This is a genomic window from Microbacterium sp. NPDC090281 (genome assembly GCF_044769635.1).
In the GTDB taxonomy this organism is placed as follows: Bacteria; Actinomycetota; Actinomycetes; order Actinomycetales; family Microbacteriaceae; genus Microbacterium.
This window is the reverse complement of the sequence record NZ_JBIVYH010000002.1, coordinates 964,033-984,801: the sequence shown is the minus strand read 5'-3', so window position 1 is coordinate 984,801 and position 20,769 is coordinate 964,033. Positions and strand designations below refer to the sequence as shown.

18 protein-coding genes are annotated in these 20,769 nt (G+C 69.0%); 17 read left to right on the top strand and 1 reads right to left on the bottom strand.

Annotation, left to right across the window (positions count from 1 at the left end; all coding sequences use genetic code 11):
- Positions 1 to 28: 28 nt before the first annotated feature.
- Entirely contained in the window at positions 29 to 1,144 is a 1,116-nt protein-coding gene (locus tag ACIQTX_RS18850; protein WP_402975193.1) for an ROK family protein, read from the bottom strand.
- A gap of 121 nt (positions 1,145 to 1,265) precedes the next feature.
- On the opposite strand from ACIQTX_RS18850, the gene ACIQTX_RS18845 reads away from it, so the two are divergent.
- From ACIQTX_RS18845 to ACIQTX_RS18765, 17 genes are all read left to right on the top strand, one after another.
- A complete protein-coding gene (locus ACIQTX_RS18845) occupies positions 1,266 to 2,588 on the top strand; it encodes an ABC transporter substrate-binding protein (RefSeq protein WP_402975190.1) in 1,323 nt (440 codons plus the stop codon).
- 3 nt (positions 2,589 to 2,591) lie between these two features.
- Positions 2,592 to 3,515, top strand: a complete 924-nt coding sequence (locus tag ACIQTX_RS18840) for a carbohydrate ABC transporter permease (protein ID WP_402975187.1) — start codon at positions 2,592 to 2,594, stop codon at positions 3,513 to 3,515.
- Positions 3,512 to 4,330, top strand: a complete 819-nt coding sequence (locus ACIQTX_RS18835) for a carbohydrate ABC transporter permease (protein WP_402975185.1) — start codon at positions 3,512 to 3,514, stop codon at positions 4,328 to 4,330. Before ACIQTX_RS18840 ends, ACIQTX_RS18835 begins: the two co-directional genes overlap by 4 nt.
- Complete coding sequence (locus tag ACIQTX_RS18830; protein ID WP_402975182.1) at positions 4,327 to 5,592, top strand: Gfo/Idh/MocA family protein; 1,266 nt, start codon at positions 4,327 to 4,329, stop codon at positions 5,590 to 5,592. Before ACIQTX_RS18835 ends, ACIQTX_RS18830 begins: the two co-directional genes overlap by 4 nt.
- A 93-nt stretch (positions 5,593 to 5,685) precedes the next feature.
- On the top strand, positions 5,686 to 6,264 hold the full coding sequence (locus ACIQTX_RS18825; RefSeq protein ID WP_105527241.1) for a TetR/AcrR family transcriptional regulator: 579 nt from the start codon (positions 5,686 to 5,688) through the stop codon (positions 6,262 to 6,264).
- Between the two features lie 177 nt (positions 6,265 to 6,441).
- Positions 6,442 to 7,758 carry a cytosine permease gene (locus ACIQTX_RS18820; protein ID WP_258131463.1) on the top strand — a complete coding sequence of 439 codons (1,317 nt, stop codon included), beginning with the start codon at positions 6,442 to 6,444 and terminating at the stop codon, positions 7,756 to 7,758.
- A complete protein-coding gene (locus ACIQTX_RS18815; protein ID WP_402975179.1) occupies positions 7,755 to 8,903 on the top strand; it encodes a DUF917 domain-containing protein in 1,149 nt (382 codons plus the stop codon). The genes ACIQTX_RS18820 and ACIQTX_RS18815 overlap by 4 nt, the downstream gene beginning before the upstream one ends.
- Positions 8,903 to 10,453, top strand: a complete 1,551-nt coding sequence (locus tag ACIQTX_RS18810) for a hydantoinase/oxoprolinase N-terminal domain-containing protein (protein ID WP_402975589.1) — start codon at positions 8,903 to 8,905, stop codon at positions 10,451 to 10,453. Before ACIQTX_RS18815 ends, ACIQTX_RS18810 begins: the two co-directional genes overlap by 1 nt.
- Before the next feature lie 70 nt (positions 10,454 to 10,523).
- Positions 10,524 to 11,588, top strand: a complete 1,065-nt coding sequence (locus ACIQTX_RS18805; protein WP_402975176.1) for a DUF998 domain-containing protein — start codon at positions 10,524 to 10,526, stop codon at positions 11,586 to 11,588.
- Positions 11,589 to 11,860: 272 nt separating this feature from the next.
- Positions 11,861 to 12,097, top strand: a complete 237-nt coding sequence (locus ACIQTX_RS18800) for a hypothetical protein (RefSeq protein WP_402975173.1) — start codon at positions 11,861 to 11,863, stop codon at positions 12,095 to 12,097.
- A 68-nt stretch (positions 12,098 to 12,165) separates the two neighbouring features.
- Complete coding sequence (locus tag ACIQTX_RS18795; protein WP_402975170.1) at positions 12,166 to 15,060, top strand: AAA family ATPase; 2,895 nt, start codon at positions 12,166 to 12,168, stop codon at positions 15,058 to 15,060.
- Positions 15,061 to 15,134: 74 nt separating this feature from the next.
- Complete coding sequence (locus ACIQTX_RS18790; RefSeq protein ID WP_017831237.1) at positions 15,135 to 15,338, top strand: cold-shock protein; 204 nt, start codon at positions 15,135 to 15,137, stop codon at positions 15,336 to 15,338.
- A gap of 193 nt (positions 15,339 to 15,531) precedes the next feature.
- The gene (locus tag ACIQTX_RS18785) at positions 15,532 to 16,557 is read left to right on the top strand and encodes an iron-siderophore ABC transporter substrate-binding protein (RefSeq protein ID WP_402975166.1); all 1,026 of its coding nucleotides are present in this window, start codon (positions 15,532 to 15,534) and stop codon (positions 16,555 to 16,557) included.
- Positions 16,558 to 16,590: 33 nt separating this feature from the next.
- Positions 16,591 to 17,640: an iron ABC transporter permease gene (locus ACIQTX_RS18780; protein ID WP_028503033.1), complete on the top strand. Its 1,050-nt coding sequence runs from the start codon at positions 16,591 to 16,593 to the stop codon at positions 17,638 to 17,640.
- Positions 17,637 to 18,719, top strand: a complete 1,083-nt coding sequence (locus ACIQTX_RS18775; protein WP_402975163.1) for a FecCD family ABC transporter permease — start codon at positions 17,637 to 17,639, stop codon at positions 18,717 to 18,719. Before ACIQTX_RS18780 ends, ACIQTX_RS18775 begins: the two co-directional genes overlap by 4 nt.
- Positions 18,716 to 19,516 carry an ABC transporter ATP-binding protein gene (locus tag ACIQTX_RS18770; RefSeq protein ID WP_028503035.1) on the top strand — a complete coding sequence of 267 codons (801 nt, stop codon included), beginning with the start codon at positions 18,716 to 18,718 and terminating at the stop codon, positions 19,514 to 19,516. The genes ACIQTX_RS18775 and ACIQTX_RS18770 overlap by 4 nt, the downstream gene beginning before the upstream one ends.
- Positions 19,506 to 20,468: a siderophore-interacting protein gene (locus ACIQTX_RS18765; protein WP_402975160.1), complete on the top strand. Its 963-nt coding sequence runs from the start codon at positions 19,506 to 19,508 to the stop codon at positions 20,466 to 20,468. Before ACIQTX_RS18770 ends, ACIQTX_RS18765 begins: the two co-directional genes overlap by 11 nt.
- The last annotated feature ends 301 nt before the right edge of the window (positions 20,469 to 20,769 follow it).

The following is a 20,769-nucleotide window of genomic DNA, read 5'->3' as shown; positions in this document are numbered from 1 at the left end:
GTAATTAACCCGGACTCTGGCGTAATTGTCAATACTCCCGGGCGAACAGCCGCTCGTGGACTGCTGCCGTGCTGACGGCGAGTGCTCCCAGGCAGGGGGCCGCCGCTCCCAGGACGGATGCTCTGACCTCGGGCAGGAACAGCGCCCGCCCGCTCAGCTCGCGTCGCAGGGCTTCGGCGAGTCGGACCGACGCCGCCGGGATGCTGCTGCTGATCACCACGGCGTGCGGGTCGATCGCCAAGACGAGGGCCCCGAGGCCGTCGGCGATGTCGGCCGCGAACTCCGAGACGGCGGCATCGGCCTGATCGGAGAGCTCGTCGCCCCCGCGGAACAGTCGTTCGATCTGGCCGGCGGCGCGCGTCGTGAGGCGCTGCTGGGCCTGGGGCCAAGCGACGCGGCCGAGTGCGCCGATCTCGCCCGCCGCTCCATGGGCGCCCCGGGCCACGCGGCCGTCGACGATGGATGCGGCCGAGATCCGGTTGCCGATCCGGAGCACGACGGCCGTCTCGTCGGGGCCGACGGCGCCGGTCTCGATCTCGGCGATCGCGGCGAGCTTGGTGTCGTTGTCGAAGGCGATCCTGGCTTCGGGGAAAGCTCGCCGCAGGTGCGCGTCGATGTCCGCCGCCAACCAGTCGGGCACGACGGTGGTCTTCACGGGGTGCCCACTCGCATCGACGATGCCGGGGATTCCGACCGTGAGTGCGGCCAGTTCGCGTGTGGCCGGAGCTTCGTCGAGGAGTGCGCCGACGAGGTCGACGGCGGCGGCGACGGCATCCTCCCCGTCGGACAGGTCGCGCTCGATCCGGCGGTGCGGTGCGGTGACCGTGCCTCGCAGGTCCCCGGCGATACCGGCGATGCCGTGCGGGCCGATGTCGATGCCCACGGACACGCCGTGCTCGGCCGCGAAGCTGTAGCCCCTCGCTGGGCGCCCAGCTCGGTTGGGGCGCAACTGCTCGGCGAGCGCGAGCCCGCTCTCGAGCATCCCGGGCAGCACGGCCTCGACGGTGGTGCGGGAAAGGCCGGTGACGGTCGCGAGCTGAGTGGCGGTCAACGGTCCGTCGGCCTCCCAGAGGGTTGTCAGCACGGCATGGTCGTTGAGTCGCCGCATGGCTGCGAGGTCGGTGCCGAGCGGCTGAGATGTCACGAGTCCTGACTATCACATCCGGTGCGCACGTCGCTTGACAGTGCGGCCCGTCGAGTTCTAAATTATGAATTACCCCGGAGTGTTGCAAAATACGCTCCCCTCACCCGAAGGCGACACACTCATGCAAAGACGCACCCGACTCGTCCTCGCGCCGCTTGCGGCCGGAACCCTCCTCGGCATCGCTCTCACCGCCTGCGCACCCGGCGCGACGACCAGCGGTCCCGCAGCAGACGTCGAAGCCAGCACCGAGCTGACCACCGACGAGATCACGCTCACGCTGATGTCGACCCCGGAGTCCGGAGCCGCCACGGAGGCGACCATCGCGGCCTTCGAGGCCGAGCACCCGAACATCACCATCGAGTACTCCCAGACGAACTACGACGACTACAACCAGAGCGTGAACCTGAACCTGTCCGGCGACCAGTCGCCCGACATCGTGCTTCTCAACGCCGTGGCCAACACCGTCAAGAACAAGCTCGTGCTGCCACTCGACGACTACGCCGACCTGTACGGGTGGGACGACTTCTATCCCGCCAACCAGCTCAACCAGTGGCGCGTCGCCGACGACGGCAGCACGCTCGGCGAGGGCGGTGCCCTCTATGCCGCACCGGCGGGGTTCTCGCTCGTCGGCGCCTACTACAACAAGGCGCTCGCCGAGCAGCTCGGGATCGAGGCGCCGCAGTCGCCGGCCGACTTCGAGAAGGCGCTGCAGACCGCCGCCGCCGCCGGCACCCTTCCGGTGCAGGTCGGCAACGCCGAAGGGCATGCCGCCTTCGTCGTGCAGTTGCTCGGACAAGGCGCTTCCGGCGCCGACACCGCCAACGCCTGGGCGTTCGGCCACGAGGGCGAGACCTTCGAGACCGATGCGAATCGCGACGCGGCGCAGACGCTCGTCGACTGGCAGAAGGCGGGCTACCTCGGCGACCCGACCACCGTGAACGGCACCGACCTCCAGGGCGCCGTCGACAACTTCATCGCCGGCAAGGGGCTCTTCCTCGTCGACGGAATCTGGGACGCCGGCAAGATCGGCGACGGCCTCGGCGCCGATGCGGGCTTCCTTCCTTTCCCCGGCGAGAATGTCACGGGGATCGGCACCTCGGTCGCATACGCCATCTCTTCGCAGAGCGAGCATCCGAACGAGGCCGCGGCGTTCCTCGACTTCCTGCGTTCGCCCGAGGCGAGTGAGCAGCAGTTCGCACAGGGCTTCATGCCGAACGACCCGACCGTGGCCGTGGCCGAAGACGGGACCCTCCAGGGCGACATCGTCGCCGCGTGGGCGCAGATCGCCGACGCCGATGGGCTCGTAGCGTTCAACAACAATGCGACCGCGACGATGAACGACGTGCTCAAGGCAGGCACGCAGCAGCTCATCGCCGGTCAGACGACCGTCGACGCCTTCCTCACGTCGGTCCAGGCCGACTGGGCCGCCGCCCACGCCGGTTGATCGATGACGACGACTTTGTCTCGGGAGCGGGAGGAGTCCGGCCCCAAGGTCGCCTCCTCCCGTCCCTCTCGTCGGGGCTGGAGCGCGCTCCTGTACCTGCTGCCGGCCCTCGTGTTCTACGGCACATTCACCATCGCTCCTTGGGTGCAGAGCATCTGGCTGTCGTTCTGGGAATGGGACGGCATCGGCGCCGCCACCTGGGCCGGCATCGAGAACTACGTGAAGGTCGCGACCGATGAGCGACTGCTGGTGGCGTTGCGCAACGGGCTCGGGTTCATCGTCTTCTACACGGTGTTCCCCGTCATCCTCGGACTCATCATCGCCGCGGTGATCGCTGCTCGTCCCCGACGAGGTTCGGGTTTCGTCCGCACGGTGCTGTTCCTCCCGCAGATCCTCCCGCTCGTCGCTGTCGGCGTCGTGTGGCGCTACCTCTACGCCGCCGACGGGCCTATCAACCAGGTGCTCACGGCCGTGGGGCTGGGGGACGTGGCGCGGGCATGGCTCGGCGACTTCACCTGGGCCTACCCCGCGGTCGGGGTGATCGGCACCTGGGTGACCACGGGCCTGTGCATGATGCTGCTGCTCGCCGGCATCCAGAAGATCGATCCGTCGCTCTACGAGGCGGCGCGCCTCGATCGCTGCGGTCCGATCCGACAGTTCTGGCATGTGACCGTCCCCGGAGTCCGGGCGGAGGTCGTCGTCGCGACCACAGTCACCATGATCGCGGCGCTGGCGAGCTTCGACATCGTCTACGTGACGACCGGAGGTGGTCCCGGCTACCAGACGATCGTGCCGGGAGTGCTCATCTACAAGCTCGTCTTCACATCGAACGAGGTCGGGCTCGCCTGTGCTCTGGCCACCGTGCTGAGCGCGATCATCCTCGTGTTCGTCGCCGTCATCGGCAGGATCGGACGTCGCAACGCATGAGATCACGTACCTCCCGCCTGCTCTCCGCGGGCTTCCTCCTCGTCGCCGTGCTCAGCGTCATCCTCCCGTTCCTCGCCCTGGTGTCCGCCGCCCTCCAGCCGTCAGGCACCCTGGTGCCCCGGTTGACCTGGCCGAGCGAGCCGCACTGGGAGAACTTCCTCACCGCCTGGAGCATGGCCGGTTTCGGCTCGCTGCTCGCCTCGAGTGCGATCATCGCGGTCGTCGTCGTGCCCATCTCGGTGATCTGCTCCACCCTCGCCGGATATGCGATGGGGACGATGAGGATGCCTGCGAAGGGCGTGCTGTTCGCGTTCTTCCTCGCCGGGCTCACGCTCCCTTACGAGGCGATCGTCATCCCGCTCTACTTCTCCATGAGGTCGACCGGGTTGATCGACACTTACTGGGCGGTCATCCTGCCGTTGGTCGGCGCCTTCATGCCCTTCGGCATCTTTTGGATGCGCACGCACTTCGAGTCTGTGCCGCCCGAGCTCATCGAAGCTGCGCAGCTCGACGGTGCCGGTCGATTCCGCACCCTGATGCAGATCCTCATCCCCGGCGCGAAGCCGGCCATCATCACCTATGCGCTGCTGACCTTCATGTGGGCGTGGAACCAGTTCCTCCTCGCGCTCATCCTGATCCGCGATCCCGCACGACGGACTGCCCCGTCCGGACTCGGCACCTTCGTGCAGCAGTACGGCGAGAACATTCCGCTTCTGGCGGCCGGCACGATCATCGTGATCGTCCCGATCGTCGTCCTCTACTTCATCTTCCAGCGCAAATTCGTCGCGGGCCTCGTCCAAGGAGCACTCAAATGACCGTCGCAGATCCTCTCCGCCTGGCGATCATCGGGGCGGGATCGCGGGGCACGGGCTATGCGCGGCGCGCAGTGGCGGAGGGAGCGACGATCACCGCTGTGGTCGAGCCGGATCCGGCGCGGCGGAGAGTGTTCCTCGCGGAGTTCGCCGCGCAGCCGGTCGAGCTCTTCGACACCTGGGAGGACGTCGCCGTCCGTGCAGAGAGAGTCGCGGATGCGGTGGTCGTGGCCACCCCGGATCGACTGCATGCCGAACCCGCGATCGGTCTCGCTCGGGCGGGCTATCACTTGCTGCTCGAGAAGCCGATCGCGCCGACTGAAGAGGAATCCGCCCGCATCGTCGCCGCGGCAGAAGACGCGGGGGTGATGCTCGCCGTCTGTCACGTGATGCGGTACTCCGGCTACTCCCGCGCGCTCAAGAGCTTGCTCGACGACGGTGCCATCGGAAATCTCGTGTCCGTCGAGCATCTCGAACCGATCGGATGGTGGCACTTCGCGCACTCCTATGTGCGGGGGAACTGGGCGCGGGAAGAAGACTCCGGTCCGATGCTGCTCACCAAGAGCAGTCATGACATCGACTGGCTCTCGTACATCGTCGGACTCCCTGCGGAGCGGGTCTCGTCGTTCGGAAGCTTGCTGCACTTCCGTCCGGAGAACAAGCCGGCTGAGGCGACCGCGCGCTGTCTCGACTGCCCGCTCCAGAACTCGTGCGCCTACTCGGCGACCAAGATCTATCGCGGGTTCCTCGGAGACGAGACGTTCGAGCGCTGGCCACTCGCGGTACTCACGACCGACGTCTCGGCAGCGGGGGTCGATCGAGCCCTTCGCGATGGGCCGTACGGTCGCTGCGTCTTCGACGGGCAGAACGATGTCGTGGACCATCAGGTGGTCAACATCGAGTATCGGGGCGGTGTGACGGCATCGTTCACGGTCACCGCCTTCACCGAGCTCGACTTCCGCAAGACGCGTCTGTTCGGCACCGCGGGCAGTATCGAGGGCGATGGCCGCACCCTCATCGTCCATGACTTCGCGCGCGACGAGAAGTACGAGGTCGTGCCGGAGTCGCGGGGCAATGCGAGCGCTGCGGATGGGCACGGCGGCGCGGACGATGCGCTCGTCCATGCCTTCCTCGAGGCGCTGCGCACGGGGAACCGCTCCGGACTGTTGTCCGGTCCTGCCGAGAGTCTCGCCACACACCGGATCGTGTGGCTCGCCGAGGAGGCGCGCAAGAGCAACGCCGTGGTGTCGATTCCCGCTCCCTGATCCTGCGGGGCCTCGCTGCATCGCTCTACGGCCCTTGCGTCACGGGGAGATGCGGGGTTACGCTCTGCCTAACTAATAGTCGTTAGGCAGATGATGACCAGAGCAACGATCCTCGCTGAGGCCCGCACGATCTTCGCGCGCCAGGGTTACGCCGAGACGAGCCTGCGCGAGATCGCCGAGGCCGTCGGGATCAAGACGCCTTCTCTCTATGCGCACTTCCCGAGCAAGGAGGCGCTCTACGCCGAGGTGTATGCCGCGGTCTCGGTTGATCACACCTCGTTCTTCGACGAGCTCGTGCGGCGCAGCTCCGAGATGGAGCCGCTCGCGCGCCTGCAGCACCTCCTCGGCGGCATCGAGGCCTACTACCGCGACCGGCCCGACCTCGCGGAGTTCAGCCTCAGGGCTGCCGTCACCGAGTACGGCCCCGGCGGCGAGCAGCTGCGGCAGATCTTCCTCGACTCGGAATCGACGCTCGCTGCCGCCGTGCGCCGGACCTATGAAGACGGTGTCGCTGCCGGCACCTTCGCAGCCGGTGACGCCGACGGCTTCACGGCGTTGGTGTTCGTCGTCATGGACGGGCTGTTCCTCCAGCTCACCCACTACACGCCCGAGGTCTACCGCGAGCGCTTCGACCAGGCCTGGCGACACCTCTCCACGATCCTCTCCCGATGATTCCCGCCGCACCGATGCGGCACACCCCTCGCCGGCTCGGAGCCACGAACTCCGACCGGCATCGCATGATCCGGCCGAAACGACAGGCCGCCCCGACCCGCCCTGCGAGTCGTCCGCACTCCGGGAACCCGAATCCCCGCCGACGGACTCGCAGGGCCACTTCTCAAGGAATAGATGATGACCTCCACCGACTACGAGCACGGCGTCGTGCCGCAGGATCAGCGCAAGAGCTGGCTGTCGATCGCCACCGTGTGGATCGCGATCGGCATCGACCTGTCCGGGGCGTTCCTGGGCGTCTCGCTCGCCTCCGGCATGGCCTTCTGGCCGGCGATCGGCGCGACGATGCTCGGTTCACTCCTGCTCGGGCTGCTCGCGATGGCCTGCGCCTATGTGGGAGCTGCCACTGGCCTCTCCACCGCGATGATCTCGCGCGCCGTATTCGGCCGCATCGGCGGCGCGATCCTCGCACTGGCGATCGCTGTGAGCCTCGTCGGCTGGTACGCCGTGCAGGCGGGCTTCTTCGGCGCGAACGCGCAGATCGCCTTCACCGAGTTCACCGGCATCGACGTGCCGGTGCAGGTGTTCACCGCGATCGGCGGCGTGCTGATGGCGATCACCGCGTTCTGGGGCTACCGCTCGATCAACCGCCTGAGCACGCTCGCGGTGCCGCTGCTGCTTCTGCTGTTGATCGTCGGAGTCATCGTCGCCTTCACGGTGAACGGCTCGGCGGGACTGGATGCTCCCGTCGAGGCGACGTTCACTTTCGGCGGCGCGGTGTCGCTCGTGATGGGCATCTTCATCCTCGGTGTCGTGCTCGCCCCCGACATGGCTCGCTGGGCGAAGACGCCGAAGCAGGCGATGATCGCCGGGTTCGTCGGCTTCTTCTTCGGCAACTCGATCATCCTGGTCGTCGCGATCCTGCTCGCGCGCATCATGAACGGCACGGAGCTGATGGCGATCTTCTTCGCGCTCGGCCTCGGCGGCGTCGCCGTGATCGTGCTGATCCTCGCGCAGTGGACCACGAACACGACCAACCTCTACTCGGCCGGACTCTCGTTCGCGTCGATCAGCGAGCGACTGAGCCGGCGCACCGTGACGATCGTGCTCGGCGCCATCGGCATCGTCGTCGGTGTGATCGGGGCGGCCGACTACTTCGTGCAGTTCATCCTCGTGATCGGCACGATCATCGCCCCCTACGGCGGTGTCTACCTGGCGTCGTTCTTCACAGGCCGCAAGACGGCTCGCTGGGCGCACGGCGCCACGGTGCCGCTGGTCGACGGCTGGTCGATCGCGGCGTGGGTGGTCGGGATCTTCGTGGCCGTCGCGACCACGAACCCGGCCGACGGGCCCGGCTTCGGCTGGTTCACGATCACTTCGATCTCGGCTCTCGACGGTCTCCTCGTCGGCTTCGTCGCCTACCTCGCGCTGCTGCCGTTCCGGCGTCGCGTGCAGCAGGATGCCGCGGCATCCGTCACGGATGAGGTGAACGCATGACCTCCGGCACCACCGCGCCCTTCCTCACAGAAGCAGACATCGACGAGATCGCTCTCGGGGCTGCCGTGCTCGGTACCGGAGGAGGGGGCGACCCCCACGTCGGTTCGCTGATCGCCAAGCGCCTGATCCGTCTGCACGGACCGGTGCCGCTGGTGGCGGTCGACGACCTGACCGACGACGATTTCGTCATCCCGATCGGCGGGATCGGTGCGCCGTCGGTGAGTGTCGAGCGCATCCAGGCCGAATCCGAGCTGCTCGCTGCCCTGCACGCGATCGAGCGCGCCGTCGGCCGCAAGGCCACTGCCGTGATGCCGATCGAGGTCGGCGGCGGCAACTCCATGATCCCGATCGCGGCAGCCGCCCTCGCCGGTCTCCCGGTGGTCGACGGCGACGCGATGGGACGAGCCTTCCCCGAGGCGCAGATGGTCACCTTCCACCTCGCCGGTTACGGACCTGGCACGACCGTGCTGGTCGACCACCACGGCAACGAGGTGGTGAGCCGACCGATCGACGGCGGCTGGTCGGAGCGCATCGCGCGGGCCGTCACGGTCGAGATGGGCGGAGGGGCGACCATGATCGACTACGCCTACGGCGGCGAGGTCGTGCGCGAGTGCGCGATCCCCGGAACCCTCGGGCTCGCCCAGCGCATCGGACGAATCCTGCGGGGACGAGACGCTGCCGGACGCGAGCTGCGCGACGACGAGCGGATCGACGCCCTGTGCGCCGACCTCGATGCGGTGCGGCTGTTCGACGGCAAGGTGGCTGACCTGCAGCGCTCCGTCGACGGCGGCTTCACCCGCGGGGCGGCCGAGCTCGTCGGCGTCGGCACCGACCGGGGGAGCGCGTTCCGCCTCGACTTCCAGAACGAGATGCTGCTCGGCCGCCGCGACGGCGTGCTGGCGGCGGTCACGCCCGACCTTATCGCGGTGCTCGACCTGTCGACCGGGATGCCGATCACGACCGAGTCCCTCCGCTACGGCGCTCGGGTCGCGGTCATCGCGATTCCCTGCCACGACAAGTGGCGAACGCCGATCGGCGTGGAGACCGCCGGTCCCGCCCACTTCGGATACGACGTGGAGTGGATTCCGGTCGAAGACATCGCGCAGCGCTCCGGTGCGCACACGACGGACGGGGAGGCCGCGTGATGGCAGGCAGGTATCGCATCGGCATCGACGTCGGCGGCACGAACACCGACGCAGTGATCCTCGACGAGCGGCTCGATGTCGTCGCCTCGGTGAAGCGCCCGACCACGGCCGACACGGGCGACGGCGTTGCCGCGGCGATCGACGCCGTGCTCGCGGCCTCCGGAGTCGATGCCGCCCTGATCGGGCATGCGATGCTCGGCACCACCCACTGCACCAACGCGATCGTCGAGCGGCGCGGCCTCGGCCGCGTCGGCATCCTCCGCCTGGGCGCACCGGCCACCACGGCCGTCCCGCCGCTGGAGGGCTGGCCCGACGACCTGCGTGCGGCGATCGGCGACCACGCCCACCTCTTGGCCGGGGGTTTCGAGGTCGACGGACGCGTGCTCTCCCCGATCGACGAGGATGCCGTGCGCGAGGCCTGCGCACGGATGCGCGGCGAGGTCGACGCGGTCGCCATCGTGGGGGTCTTCGCCCCGATCGACGAGAGCCAGGAGGAGCGCGTCGCCGAGATCGTGACAGAGGAGCTGGGTGTTCCCGTCTCGCGGTCGGCGCGCATCGGCTCGCTCGGACTGCTAGAGCGTGAGAACGCGACCGTGCTGAACGCGGCGCTGATGCAGACGCTCCGGCAGATGGCCGCGGGCTTCGTCGCCGCCCTGCGCGAACGCGGCATCCCGGCCACCCCCTACTTCGGTCAGAACGACGGCACCCTCATGCAGCTCGAGTACGCGCTGGAGTTCCCGGTGCTGACGATCGGCTGCGGCCCGACGAACTCGATCCGCGGTGCCGCGCACCTCTCCGGCGCCACGGATGCCCTGGTGGTCGACATCGGCGGCACCACGACCGACATCGGCGTGCTCGTCGACGGGTTCCCTCGGCAGTCGGCGCACGCGGTCGAGATCGGCGGCATCCGCACGAACTTCCGCATGCCGGACGTGCTGTCGGTCGGCCTCGGCGGCGGCACGATCATCCGTGAGACCGCGGACGGTATGACTGTCGGACCGGACAGCGTCGGCTATCGGCTTCCGCAGGAGGGCCTGGCCTTCGGAGGAAGCACCCTCACGGCCACCGACATCGCCCTCGCAGTCGGCGGTGCCGAGATCGACGGGCTCGATGCTCCGGCCGTTCCTGGGGCGGTCGGCGCTGCAGCATGGACCGCGATGCGGGAGATCCTCGAAGACTCGATCGACCGGATGAAGCCGAACGCGGCCCCCGTGCCGGTGATCCTCGTCGGCGGGGGCGGCATCATCGCCCCGACCGAGCTCGACGGCGTCGCCGAACTGATCCGCCCCGATCACTTCGGCGCAGCCAACGCGGTGGGTGCGGCTCTCGGCGAGGTCGCCGGTCAGATCGAGAAGATCTATCGCGTCGACCCCACCGACCAGCGGGCCTCCCGCGCGGATGCGGCGGCCGAGGCGACCGAGCGTGCCCGGCTCGCGGGAGCGGACCCCGCGACGATCGAGGTCGTCGCCGTGGAGGAGCTCCCGGTGGCCTACTCCGACGGCACCACGGTGCTCATCCGCGCCAGAGCGGTCGGTCGCCTGGCGGCCTGAGCGTCGGTCTGCTCACGCACCTCGGACGGGCGGGGTTCCGTCCGTCCGAGGTGCGTGCTTGCATGGGCGCATGGAGCAGGACGCGAAGCTGCGGGGCGAGACGAGGGCGGTCTGGGCGACCGTGGTCTGCTTCGTGGCTGGCACGTCTGTCGGCATGCTCTTCCTGGGCGGTGAGGCGCGCCCGCTCACGGGGGAGGGGGCGCTCGCGATGCCGGCCGCGGTGATCGCGGGCGTGGTCGCCGCCGTCGCGTTCCTCGCGAGCACGCTGATGCACCGCCGCGGCGAGACGACGCCGATGCCGCGGTGGCAGGCAGTGGTCTCCGACCTCTCGACCGGCGCTCTCACCGTCGCGTTCGGGGCCGTCACGATGATGGGAGTGCTGCTGGCTGCCGAAGTCCTCGCGGCCGGGCTCCAGGGCCTGCAACTCGCGGCGATCGGGGGCGGACTCCTGACGGGGGTGGCGTCCGCAGTCGGCGGGCGTTTCGCGTTCGGAGCCGGAGTCGACCTGCGCACGGTCGACCTCGCCGCCCTCCTGTTCGGGTTCCTCGTGATCGGCACGCTCTTCGCGATGGTCACCGCGGCCGACCCCCGCTGGTGGGAGCAGAACTTCTCGCAGCTCGGCTCCGGATCCTGGGCTTTCAACGGCACGCTCCTGGTCGCCGGCCTTCTCATCGCGACCGTCGGCTCGTACATCGGCCGCGACCTGCACCGCCTGCTCGGCGACGCCGCGCTCACACGCATCGCCGGGGTCGTGGCGCTGTGGGCAGCCACGGGCCTGGCGCTCGCCGCGGTCGGGCTGCTGCCGCTGCATCGGGCGCCGATCCCGCACGACATCGCGGCCTTCGCGACGCTCGTGCTGTTCGCCGTGGCGGCCGCGACCACCGTGACCTCGATTCCCGGGCGCCCCCGTGCGCTGCTGATCACGTCGATCGGCGTCGGTCTCCTCATCGCGGTCGCTGTCGTGCTGTGGGTTCCGTTCGGCCTGTATCCGGCTACCGCTCTCGAAGCAGTCATCGTCGGACTCGGACTGCTGTGGATGGCGACCCTGGTGCGCGTGCTCGCGATCCTCGTGCCCTCGCAGTCGCGCCCGTCGGCGCGGCGCGCGCTGCTGCGCCTCGGCACTCCTCCTCGCTAGACCGGCGGCTTCCACTTCTTCCTCCCGCCGGGGCAGGTCCCTCCTGCCGGGTCAGGTCCCTCCTGCCGGGTCAGGCGAACACGCGAGATCAGGCCGTTCTGGCGCAGATCGGCCTGCTGCGGCGCGATGGCCTGATGTGGGGTGACGGCCGACGGCGGCGGACCCGCGGCATCCCTAGTCCCAGCCCGGCGAAAGATAGGGCATCTGTCCGATGTCGGCCGGGTACCTCAGAGCGGAGTGTAGGGATACAGCGAACCGTCGAGGAGAACCCCATGTTCGAGCACCCGTACTTCAGCCAGCAGCTCACCCAGCACGACCAGGAGCAGATGGAGCGCGCCGCCGCGCGGCGACTGTTCCTGCTCGAGCACGCCGATCAGATCGTGCCGCGTCCTGCGGGGGCGATGCGCCGGATGCTGCGCCGCTTGTCCGGTCGCGCCGCCGGCAGCACGACCCGTAGCGCGTCGACCGCGCGCGCCACAACCGGTTGCGAAACCGCCACCGCGCGGTGAGTGCCGTCGTCGCTCGGATCGAGACGCAGGCCGCCCCGAATGTCGGTCGGGGGTGGGACGATGAGTCCATGCCCCCTTCCGCCTCGAGCGCTGCGATGGTCGGTCGTGCGGCCGAGCTCGCCGAGATGCGCCGGTCGTTCGCCGGGGTGCGCGAGGGGGTCCCTGCAGCCCTGCTCGTCGAGGGTGAGGCCGGCATCGGCAAGTCGCGTCTGCTGCGAGAGTTCGCGGCAGAGATCGAGCAGACCGCCGATGTGCACGTGGGCTGGTGCCTCGACCTCGGCGCGTCGCGCACGCCCTACGGCCCGCTCACCGGCATCCTCCGCTCCATCGTCACGCGCATGGGCGTCGACCGGGTGCGAGAGTCGGTCGGGGTCGGCGCTGAAGCCCTCGGCATGTTGCTGCCCGAGCTCGTCGATTCGCCCACCGACCGCGATCGCACGAGCCCTGAGCGCCTCCGCGACGCGATCGCCTCTCTCATCGAGGCGGCTGCCGAACGCGCCCCGCAGGTGCTCGTGGTCGAAGACCTGCACTGGGCCGACGAGTCGACGCTCGCCATCCTCTCCTTCCTCCTGCGTGCGCTCGGCCGCGGGCGCATCCTGCTGCTCATCACCTGCCGCAGCGACGATGTTCGCCGTGGCGACGCGGTGAGCCGCTTCATCGGCGAGGCCACGAGGGCCCGACTGCTCGAACGCCTCACCCTCGCCAGGCTCGACGACGCCGCCGTGCGCGAGTTGGCCGAGCAGATCACCGGCCGCCCGCTCACCGAGACAGCGCTCGACCGCATGCAGGAGCGGGCCGAGGGCGTCCCCTTCTTCATCGAAGAGATCGCCGGATGCACGGACGGACCCCTCCCCGACGGGCTTCGCGACCTGCTCCTGGCCCGCTTCGACAGGCTCGGCGACGATGCGCGTCACGTCGTGCAGGTCGTCTCCGGCGCAGAGCGCCCGCTGTCGCACCCTCTGATCACGCGCCTCGTCGACCTCCCCGAGCAGCGCCTCGATGAGGCGATCCGCGAGGCGACCCGCAGTGGCATCCTCGTCGTGGGCGACGACGACTACCGGTTCCGGCATGCGCTCCTGCGCGAGGCCGTGCACGACGATCTGCTCCCCGGAGAGCGGGCGCGGCTGCATCGCGCCTACGCCGAGACGCTCGAGGCGCAGTGCGTGGGCTCAGACACCAACGACGCCGCCGCGCTCGCCTATCACTGGCAACTCGCACAAGACAACAGAAAGGCACTCGTCGCCGCCGCCGATGCCATGCGCCACGCGAAGGCGCAGTACGCGTTCGCGAGCGCTGCCCGCTTCGGCGAGCTCGCGCTGGAGCTGTGGCCGCTGGTACCCGATCCGGCCGAGGCCGCACGCGTCGAGCGTCTCGATCTGCTTCTCGTGCTGGGCTCCATCCTGCGCAACGCGGGCGATGGGGAGCGTGCGCTCGCGGTGGCGAACGTGGCACTCGCCGAGGTCGACCCCGCGACGGTAGACCCGCGCCTGCACGCACGACTCCTCCGCAACAAGGCGCTGTACCTCGTCAACCTCGGGCGCCTCGGGGCGATCCCGCTGCTGCAGCAGGCGCTGGCCATCGCTGAAGAGCGCATCGGTGACGAGGTGTTCCGGGCAGAACTGCTCAACCAGCTCGCCAGCCGCCGAATGATCGCGGGCGACCGCGAAGAGGCGATCCGCCTGGCCGATGAGGCAGAGCGCGGGGCGGCGGGAGCCGAGTCCACGGACCAGCTGTCGATCGCGGCGAACGTCCGCGGAGGCTCGCTGGCGCACCTGGGCGAGGTCGAGGCAGGAGTGCGCGAATACGAACGGGCCCGTGAACTCGCGACGGGCTCGAACGCCGAGATGCGCTATCGCGTGAACTACTCCGACCTGCTCACGCTGCTCGGGCGCTACCGCGAGGCGGTCGAGGTCGCAGAAGAAGGATTGCGTCGGGCTCGCGAGCTCCGCGTCGAACGCACCTCGGGGTCGATCATGGCGCAGAACATGGTCGTGCCCCTGCTCGAGCTCGGCGAGATCGAGCGGGTCGAAGAGATGCTGTCGAGAGACTTCGTGCAGGGGACGCTGCGCGTCTTCCGCATGTACATGAGCATGACGCGCGTGCGGGTGCTGGCCTGGCGCGGACGCTCGGCCGAGGCGGCGGAGATGCTGCGCGACTGGTTGCCGGCGTTCCAGGAGACCGGCGCCTCGGAGCGGCAGATCTGGTACGACCGGGTGATGATGACGGTCGCGGTGGCCGAGAGCGAGGGCGACCTCCGCGGTGCGCTCGACACGATCCTCGAGATGCTGCAAGACGACCAGCCTGCTCTCCTGCATCAGCGCCGTCTGCTGCTCGAAGGGGGAGCGATCATCGCCGAGCTGCGTGCCGAGGGGGCTGACGTCACCGCAGCGTCCGGCACCCTTCGCTCGGCCTGGCTCGCGCAACCGGCGCAGTTGCAGCGCGACGCCTGGTCGACGATCCTCGACGCGTTGCTCGACCCGCGCCCCGACGCAATCGATGACGCGATGCGGCGTGCCGACGGAGACGACGTGCCGGTCACGTTCCGGGTCGTCCTGCGACTGGAGCGTGCGCGGATGCTCGTGCACGACGGCGATCGTGCTGCGGCGTCGTCCGTGCTCGCCGAGGCGGCCGAGTTCGCGGAGGCCTTGGGGAATGCGCAGTTGCAGACCGCCGTCGCGCGGTTCGCCGCCGATGCAGGGCTCCGCTCCGCTGCCGGGCAGGCTGCTGCCCCCTCCGCCGGCACCGACCCGCTCACCGCGCGGGAGAAGCAGGTGCTCGAGCTCATTGCCGAGGGGCTGAGCAACAAACAGATCGGCGAGCGGCTGTTCATCAGCGTGAAGACCGTGAGCGTCCATGTCTCTGCCGTGCTGCGCAAACTCGGAGTGAGCACGCGCACCGAGGCGGCGCTTCTGCAGAAGAATCTGCAGTTCAGTGACAGTCATCAGCCTGCCGTGGTAGCGTGACTGTGCGCGCGTGTCGGATGTTCCGATTCGGCGTAGGCCGTGTAAACGGCTAAGTCAACAGAAAGTAGAAACACATGGCCACTGGCACTGTGAAATGGTTCAACGCGGAAAAGGGCTTCGGCTTCATCGCTCCCGATGACGGCTCGGACGACCTTTTCGCCCACTACTCGGCTATCGCCGGCTCCGGTTTCAAGGAGCTCCGCGAGAACCAGAAGGTCGAATTCGACGCTGAGCGTGGCCCCAAGGGCATGCAGGCGGCGAACATCCGCGCTCTCTGAGCGCGCGCTGACTTCCTGAAACCGGTCGGATCCTCACGGATCCGGCCGGTTTTTTGTGTACCCACCGTGCCCGTCGCATAGGAATTTCCAAAGTGAGGTTCGCCTAACCTCCGTGTTAGATTAGGCCAGGCTTACCAAAGGCTGGGCGCATCTCCTGCGCCGCCCCCTCACCCCGAACCCGAAGGGAACGCCTGTGCGCACTTCTCGAATTCTCGCCATCGGCGCGGCAGCTGCACTCGCCGTCGGCCTCTCCGCCTGCGCGTCCTCCGCGCCGCAGTCGTCGTCGACCACCGGTGGCAACCCCGCATCCGATGACGCCTTCCCCGTCACCGTCGAGCACATCTATGGCGAGACCACCATCACCGAGAAGCCCGAGCGCGTCGCGACCGTCGCCTGGGCGAACCACGAGGTGCCGCTGGCTCTGGGCATCGTTCCGGTCGGAATGAGCAAGGCCGCCTGGGGCGACGACGACGACAACGGCGTGCTGCCTTGGGTCGAGGAGAAGCTCGACGAGCTCGGTGCCGAGACTCCGGTGCTCTTCGACGAGACCGACGGCATCGACTACGAGGCCGTCGCCGACACCGAGCCCGACGTGATCCTGGCTGCCTACTCCGGCCTCACGCAGGAGGAGTACGACACCCTCTCCAAGATCGCCCCGGTCATCGCGTACCCGGAGGTCGCCTGGGGCACCTCGGTCAACGACATGATCGAGATGGACTCCAAGGCGCTGGGCCTCGAAGACGAGGGCAAGGCCCTCATCAAGCAGCTGGATGCCGATGCGCAGAAGGCGCTCGAGGCGAACAGCGTGCTGAAGGACAAGAAGGTCCTGTTCTCGTACATCGACCCGACAGACCTCAGCCAGATCGGCTACTACACCGCGATCGACACGCGCCCCGGTTACCTCCATGGCCTCGGCCTGCCGTTCCCCTCGATCGTGGAGGAGAACAAGGACAGCAACGAGTTCTACCTGACGGTCAGCTCTGAGGAGGCGCAGAAGTTCGACGACGTCGACCTGTTCATCACGTATGGCGACGAGTCGATCATCCCGCTGCTGCAGGCCGACCCTCTGCTGTCGAAGATCCCGGCCATCGCCGAGGGCCGCATCGCGATTCTGCCCGACGCCTCGCCGATCGCCGCATCCGCGAACCCGTCGCCGCTGTCGATCCCGTGGGGCCTCAGCGACTACTTCGCGATCCTGGCTGCACCGCTCGCTCCGTAGTCGTTCGATCCGCCCCCGCGGAGTGAATACTCAGTGACCTCAGCAACCGTCATCGCGCCAGCACCGGGCGCCGCAGACCTGCGGCGCCCGGTGCTGGCGCGCACCCTCTGGCTGCTCGTCGGGGTCGTGGTGCTCCTGGTGCTCAGCATCCTGTCGATCTCGTTCGGCGTGCGCGCCGTCTCGTTCGACGACATCGTCGCTGCCCTCACCGGCCATACCGACACGATCGCCGAGGCAGCGATCGTCAAGCGCATCCCCCGTACGGTCCTCGCCCTCCTCGTCGGCGCCGCGCTCGCGCTGTCCGGTGCGACCATGCAGGCCGTCACGCGCAACCCCATCGCCGACCCCGGCATCCTCGGCGTCTCGAATGGGGCGTCGCTCGCCGTCGTGTGCGGCATCGCATTCTTCGGTCTCGCCGACCCGTACGGGCAGATGGCCTTCGCGATCGCGGGAGCCGGGATCGCCGCCGTCTTCGTCTACACGGTCGGATCGCTCGGGCGCGGGGGCGCCACACCCCTCAAGCTCGCACTCGCCGGTGCCGCCACCTCGGCCGCATTCGCCTCGCTCATCAGTGCCGTCATGCTGCCCCGCGTCGACTTGCTGCAGACGTTCCAGTCCTGGCAGGTCGGCGGCGTCGGTGGGGCGGAGTGGCCACGCATCGCGCTGACCGCACCCGTCCTCGCGGTCGGTGCCCTCATCTGCTTCCTGTGTTCCCGAGGCATGAACTCCCTCGCCCTCGGCGACGAGATGGCCAAGGGGCTCGGCGAGAACGTGTTCCGCACGCGCATGATCTCGGCCCTCGGCGCGGTGATCCTCGCGGGAGCCGCCACCGCGATCGCCGGGCCCATCGGCTTCGTCGGCCTGATCATCCCGCACGTGTGCCGGATGCTGGTGGGAACCGATCATCGTTGGCTGCTGCCCTTCTCGGCCATCGCCGGCGCGGCGCTGCTGACCGCCAGCGACATCATCGGCCGCGTGATCGCGCCCTCGTCGGAGGAGATCCAGGTCGGCATCATCACCGCCATCATCGGCGCCCCGTTCTTCATCTGGATCGTCCGTCGGCAGAAGGTGCGTGAGCTGTGAGCACGACCGAGCATTCCGAGCACACCCTCGATCGGGTCGACGAGCCGGCATCCGCCCGGATCGCACGCATCGTCGCCGGCCGCCGATCACGCCACCGTCGGCACGCTGTCGCCACGATCGTCCTCGGTGTGCTGCTCTTCGCCCTCTTCGCGGTCGCCCTCATGGTGGGCAACACGTTCTACACGCCCGATGAAGTGATCCGCGTCATCTTCGGAGAGACGGTGCCGGGAGCATCGTTCACCGTGGGCGACCTTCGGTTGCCGCGGGCTGTCCTGGCCGTCCTCACCGGCATCGGCTTCGGCATGGCCGGCGTCTGCTTCCAGACGATGCTGCGCAACCCGCTCGCATCTCCCGACATCATCGGCATCTCCAACGGTGCCGGAGCCGCGGCGGTGTTCGGTATCATCGTGCTGTCGCTCAACGGCCCGATCGTCTCGCTGCTCGCGCTCGCTGGCGCGATCCTCACGGCCTTCGTGATCTACCTGCTCTCGATCAAGGGCGGCTTCGCGGGCACGCGCCTCATCCTGATCGGCATCGGCGTCGCGGCGATGCTGCAGAGCATCATCTCCTACATGCTGTCGCGGGCCGCGAACTGGGACATCCAGACGGCGATGCAGTGGCTGACCGGAAGCCTCAACAACGCGTCCTGGGAGCGAGTGCTGCCGATGGCGATCGCCGCGGTGGTCATCGTGCCGCTGATGCTCTCGCAGGGGCGGGCGCTCGGCGCCCTCCAGCTCGGCGACGACTCCGCGGCGGGCCTCGGGATCCGGGTCAACGCCACACGCCTGCTGCTCATGCTCGGTGCGGTCGCGCTGCTCGCCTTCGCGACCGCGGCCACCGGTCCGATCGCGTTCGTCGCGTTCATGGCCGGACCCATCGCCGCACGCATCACGGGGCCGGGGGCCAACCTGCTCCTGCCGTCGGCGTTCGTCGGCGCCGTGCTCGTGCTCGGCGGCGACCTGATCGGCCAGTTCGCCTTCGGCACCCGCTATCCCGTCGGCGTCATCACCGGCGTGGTCGGCGCGCCGTACCTGATCTACCTGCTCATCCGCACCAACCGCTCCGGGGGTTCGCTATGACCGTCTCGCACAGCCTGTCCGCTGACGGGGTGACGCTCGCCTACGGCGACCGCACCATCATCGACGGGCTCGATCTGCAGATCGCGCCCGGCCGCATCACGACCATCGTGGGGGCCAACGGATGCGGCAAGTCGACGCTGCTGCGCTCACTCGCGCGCCTGCTCTCGCCGACCGACGGTCAGATCGTGCTCGACGGCAAATCGGTGCACGCCCGTCCCACCAAGGAGGTCGCGCGCATCCTCGGCCTGCTGCCGCAGTCGCCCGTCGCCCCTGAGGGCATCGCGGTCGCCGACCTGGTCGGTCGCGGACGGCATCCGCATCAGAAGATGCTCGCGCGCTGGAGCACGCACGACTACGAGGTGGTGGCGGATGCCCTCGATGCGACCGGGATCTCCGACCTCGCCGATCGCAGCGTCGACGAGCTCTCGGGTGGGCAGCGCCAGCGCGTGTGGATCGCGATGGCGCTCGCGCAGGAGACCGACATCCTGCTGCTCGACGAGCCGACCACCTTCCTCGACGTCGCCCACCAGGTCGAGGTGCTCGACCTGCTCACCGACCTGAGCGTCTCTCGCGGCACGACCATCGTCATGGTGCTGCACGACCTCAACCTGGCTGCCCGCTATGCCGACGAGCTGGTCGCCATGAAGGACGGTCGGGTGCACGCGACGGGCATCCCGCAGGACATCGTCACCGCGGAACTCGTCGAAGAGGTCTTCGGCCTCGCCAATCAGATCACCATCGACCCGGTCTCCGGCAAGCCGATGGTCACACCCATCGGGAGGCATCATGTCCGCTGAGACGACCACCACCGAGCGGCCGACCTACATCCTCACCCGCGCCGAGGTGCGTGCGGTCGCGCGCGTCTCGCCCTCGTTCGTGCGGGTCACCTTCGGCGGCGACGAGTTGAGCGAGTTCGGGACCCCCGGCGAGGTGTTCGACAGCCGGATCAAGCTGGTCTTCCCACCGGCATCCGGGGTGCTGCCCGACCTCGACCGGGCGTCGGACAACTGGTGGCAGGCGTTCCTGGCGGTGCCGGAGGAAGAGCGCGGATCCATGCGCACCTACTCCGTGCGTGAGCTGCGCGTCGACGCCGAGGGCGGGACCGAGGTCGACGTCGACTTCGTGCTGCACCTCGAGCCGGGGCTGACCGGGCCCGCGTCGCTGTGGGCGAGCCAGGCTGCGGTCGGGCAGGAGCTCTACCTGGTCGGGCCTCGTCGCGGGGTCGATGTCGACGCGCACGGAGGGGCCGAGTTCGCCCCCGGTACCGCTGCATCGGTCGTGCTCGCGGGCGATGAGACGGCCGCTCCGGCGATCGCGCGCATCCTGGAAGACGCGCCTCGCGACCTGCGCGGTGTCGCCTTCATCGAGGTGCCCTCTCCGGCCGACATCCTGCGCATCGACGTGCCTTCAGGCGTCGAGGTGCACTGGCTGCCCCGCGATGCCGGGGAGCCGCACGGCCTTCGCCTCATCCCGGCCGTACTCGCGCACCTCGGCGATGCCGACGCGGCGGACGAGATCCGGGTGAAGGACATCGACGGCGAGGACCTGCTGTGGGAGACGCCGGAGTACTCCGGCCTCGGTGAGGACATCGCCGCGGTGGATGCCCCGGCCGAACGCTACTTCTGGATCGCGGGGGAGAGCGGCGTGGTCACCACACTGCGTCGCCACCTGGTGAAGGACCTCGGCATCGACCGTGGACAGGTGGCCTTCATGGGCTACTGGCGCCGCGGCGTCGCCATGCGCGGCTGACCCGCGGTCGTCGATCCCCGCGGTCGTCGATCCTCGCGGTCCTGGGCCCCGGGCCGACCGCATCGCACGTTCCGGTGTGACGCCTGGTCCTGGGCTCTGGGCCGACCTCGTCGTACGTTCCGGTCTGACGCCTTGTCCTGGGTGCCGGGCCGACCGCGTCATACGTTCCGGTCTGACGCCTTGTCCTGGGTGCCGGGCCGACCGCGTCATACGTTCCGGTCGCAGTTGCTGTCGCCATGTTCGCGATCGAGGCGACAGCAACTGCGACCGGAGCGCGGAAGTCGGGGCGGGCGGGGCGGCG